This is a genomic window from Anaerovibrio sp., assembly GCF_024697385.1.
Taxonomy (GTDB): domain Bacteria; phylum Bacillota; class Negativicutes; order Selenomonadales; family Selenomonadaceae; genus Anaerovibrio.
Map to the genome: position 1 here is coordinate 1 of NZ_JAILFV010000169.1, position 4279 is coordinate 4279.

Here is a 4279-nt window from a genome sequence, read left to right on the forward strand (position 1 = left end):
GGCAATGTGCCTGAAATATTCCAGAGGATTGTCCCCATCTCCCTTAAATTCAGGGCATAGTCTCCTGATGCTTTCTTTAGCTTCTTCATCATCCTTGCTGACGAATGCCGGCAACGGATGCTTCAGGACAATTTCCAGGGCAATAAGGTCATCCATTGTGGCCTTGCCTAAAAATACATCCTCCTTGACCACCGTAGGGACCTCATCCCATTCCGGCTTATTTCTGTGGCGGAAGGTGCCGCCAAAACGGAACCAATAAAAAATGGCAATGGAGGCCAAAAACATGGCTGTATTACAGGCATACTGCAGATATGGATTATCCACGGAGAGAAATTCCACTGACGGAATGCTCAGCACCAGCATGGACAATGCCCCACAGACAGCCAGATATGGTATAAAGCTCAGCAATATCCATAGTCCGTGATTCTGATTAAAGAAAATGTCTGCCAGATTTCTCTTGTCGGCATTTTTGCCAAAGAGGATATTGCTGTTGATAATATCATGGTAATGATAATAAAAAATCATCTTCACCCAGAAAAACACATACAGGACAAAAAGGTACACCAGCATCAAGGCTGTGCGAACCGTATCTCCTACGGCAAAATATTGTGGCAGGAATGCTCCGGGCAGACTGACTGCTATAAGGGAGATAAGGTAGGTATAGGCGTTGAAGTCCATCCCCCACCAAAAGCCATAGCGAAAGCAGTGATACAGCTTTTCGCGGCCCCATTCTCCCAGGCTCTTGGGTCCAAAATAGGTAATAAATATTAATCTGAATATTGCGCACATCAAGGGTGGCAATAGGGCTATTTTGATATCCTGCTGCCAGCCCATAAAAAATGCATCAAACATAGTCAATCTACTCACTCCAATAATATAAACCTAAAATTGTGTATAAAAAGGACATTTTTTTAATAAAACCTCATCCGAGTGCTTCCCAGAGGGGAAAAGACCTCATCCGTCAGCCTACGGCTGCCACCTTCTCCATAGGAGAAGGCACAAACTTGACTGTAGTAGGGCCAAACCAGTTTTCACCTCATCCGAGTGCGTTGTGACACCGACGGCACATGTGCCAGCGACTTATATGCTGGCCTTGTGCCTAGTACCCGTAGGGTGCTTCCCCAGGGGGGAAGGCTTTCACTTTACTTTCGTGTTACCAGGCCTGTTTTTTAAAGTACAACTCCCGTTACCCGTGCCACTACCCGTGCCTTCCCCTCTGGGGAAGGTGTCGAGCAACGCGAGGCGGATGAGGTCAACAGCGCAGCTACGCCATAAAACCTTTACTTGCGTGCAATCATAACAGTTTTTACCACTTAACTACAAATAGCCATGGAAGATGAATCTTCTCCCATAGCTATCATACCACAAAATATTGGTCAAAGTGGTGTATTACACCTTAACTTTGCCTGTACCACCCGACGCACGGCATCATCAATCTGCTTTTTATCCAGCTCGCCGGCATCATAGGCTTCCACCAATCCCTTGTACACCTCAGCCTGATGATTGTAATCATGACATATCATCACTATATCTGCCCCGGCCTTGATGGCATTAACCCCCATCTGGCGATAACTTTCATATTTGGCAACGGCTCCCATCTCCATATCATCGGTGATGATCAGGCCGTCATAGCCCAGCTCGTTTCTCAACAGCCTGGTAATAATATTATATGACTGGCTGGCCGTATTATCCGGATCAAGCTGTGGATACTTCAGATGTGAAACCATTATAAAAAAATCCTGGGTCCTAAAATTGTCTATTATATCCAAAAATGGCTTTAAATCTGTCTGTAACAGGAGCTCCTTGGACACATCAATGTTAGACACATCCTTATGGGAGTCCACCTTCCCCCGGCCTATGCCCGGAAAGTGCTTCAGCACGAAAACCTCATTGGCATTTACATAACCATTGGCCGCTGCAGTAATACATTTGGATACAATTTCAGGATCCCCACTGTAGCAGCGCGGATTGTTCCAGCACACATCGGCCACCGGGGCAAAATTAACATTAATCCCCAAGGCCTTGAGTGTATTTCCGGTTTTATCTGCCCATTGGCCTATGACCATCATATTGTTCCTCTGGGCAAGTTCCATCTGGGATGGCGGTGGCGGAATAATTCCCCTCCCCCGTACTACCGGACCTCCCTCCTCATCTATACCGATAAACAGAGGTACCGGCTGCTTCGCATCCTCCAGCGCCAGCTTTTGCAAATCTGCGGTCAGCTTGGCTGTCTGCTGATAAGATTGAAGATTGCGGTCAAATAATACAATATTTCCCACATGGTAATTTTTCAGCATATAAGCCGCATCATTGGTCACATCTGTGCCATGAATGCCTATCATTACCAGCTGCCCCAGCTTTTCCCGAGAATCCATCTGACTGACGATCCTGGCTGCCTGCTTCCTTATTACGGTTTCCCGTGAAGGAAACAAATACTCTGATACCACTGAACCAAAATCCGTAGTTCGTGGTGCCATGGTAGCTGCCATGGTCCCTGCCAATACTCCCAGAAACACACTGAATACAATAATGCCACTGGCAAAAATAACATACCTGTCCTTGGCCAATAATCTCATCCTTCCTGCCTTGGAGATTTATTGAACGAATTTCCAATCCTTCAACGCTACGATAACTATTATAACGCCATTGGTCAAATTTTTCTTCCTTTTAAGGAAAATTCTTCTGAAGTTTTCTCCTGCCTGTGAAAAGCATGCATTCCCTGATTCCTGTCATGCCCTATACATTGCCTAAATAAACATAATCCAGGTATTTCCCGGCGACTGTCTGTAATTTTTCCAAGACAGTTATTGGGGTTGCTTCTGTACGCAGTCTATAACGGGGGAAATATCTGGACAGATGCAGGGGAATGCTTTTGTCCAGGGAGCGTATCCATTTGGCCTCCTCTTCCATCATAGCAGGCTCATCATTCACCTCCGGGATAACCAGTGTGGTAAGCTCCACATGAATTCCCGCCCGGACTGATGCGGCAATGGTGTTCTTTACAGTAGTGAAGTCGCCCCCCATCCACTTGTAGCCATCCTCTGAAAAAACCTTAAGATCAATATTCATGGCATCCACATGGGGCAATAATCTTCCTAACGGCTTTTCCATAATCTGCCCATTTGTCACCAGCACCACCTTTTGCCCACATTCTTTGAGCAAGGGTGCCACCTCCAACAGGTATTCATAATTCAACAGGGGTTCATTGTAGGTAAAGGCTACACCAATGCTTCCTCCCTCCCGGGCAGTTTTCAGGGCAATATCCCGCAAATCTGCGGGTGAAAGCTGGCCCTGAACGACCTCCATGCCCTTTTGGGATATTTCATGATTCTGGCAAAAGGGGCACTTCATATTGCAGCCAAAGCTGCCCAAAGACAGGATATAACTGCCAGGGCAAAAATGATACAGTGGCTTTTTCTCAATGGGATCCAAGGCCAAGGAGGTAATCTGGCCATAGGATATGGAGTGTATGGTTCCCTCCTGATTGATTCTGGTACCGCATAGTCCCTTCTGACCCGGGGCCAGCCGGCATCCATGGGGACACAGGCCGCATTCCATTTTCTCAGCTGCCTTATTCATGACGGGTTACCTCAAAGCGCCACAGCTTTATTTTCTCATCAGGGGAAATATTTCCCTTTTGGCTGGCGATTGAAATCTGCTCCTCCACGGTATCCACGCCCTCCAGGTCAGGCAGCAGCAGTCCCCTCCTATGACCGTCCTCGCTTTCCACGATTACTCCATAGCGCTTGACATCCAATTCCTTAGGACTATCTACAGCTTCAGGAGTCGACAGGACATCCACATCATACACCAGGGACTCCAGCTCATCCTCAGTCACCCTCGGAAACCGCGGGTCACCGGTTCCTGCCGAAACTGCATTTTCTATTATTTCCCGGGCCAGATTTTCCCTGACGGGGAGTATGGTACCTATGCAGCCCCTGAGCTGTCCATCCTTCTTGATGGACACAAAGGCTCCGGCCTTGGTATTAACCATTTCTGCCGGCAAATCTGCCGGCACCTCGATACACTTATTGTTCCGAACATAGCTTTCAAGGCTTTTGCGGGCCAGCTTCAGGTATTCGTCCTCCTGGGCACGGCGCCTTGCCATAGCTTCCTGCTGTTTTTCCACAGCCTGTTCGCAGATATTGCGGTTTTCATTTTGACCGCCAGGGGTAAACTGGGCCACTGCATATCCTACTCCAAATGGGCCTTCACAGGATAACAGCTTTGACTGCACATCCATGCGGTCAAATGCCCCGGCCATAATCCAAAAGGAACG

General features: G+C 47.6%; 3 protein-coding genes and 1 pseudogene. All 4 read right to left on the minus strand.

Annotated elements, in window-relative coordinates; all coding sequences use genetic code 11:
- Positions 1-852 (minus strand): annotated as a pseudogene (locus K6C05_RS08915) (LTA synthase family protein); the annotation flags it as partial.
- 524 nt (positions 853-1376) lie between these two features.
- Positions 1377-2576, minus strand: coding sequence for a glycoside hydrolase family 3 N-terminal domain-containing protein (locus K6C05_RS08920; protein WP_296733808.1), 1200 nt, complete (start codon positions 2574-2576; stop codon positions 1377-1379).
- Between the two features lie 160 nt (positions 2577-2736).
- Positions 2737-3579 carry an AmmeMemoRadiSam system radical SAM enzyme gene (gene amrS / locus K6C05_RS08925; protein ID WP_296733811.1) on the minus strand — a complete coding sequence of 281 codons (843 nt, stop codon included), beginning with the start codon at positions 3577-3579 and terminating at the stop codon, positions 2737-2739.
- Positions 3572-4279 (minus strand): AmmeMemoRadiSam system protein A (gene amrA, locus K6C05_RS08930; protein ID WP_296733813.1); only part of this gene is annotated, 708 nt, incomplete at its 5' end. The genes amrA and amrS, both read right to left, overlap by 8 nt.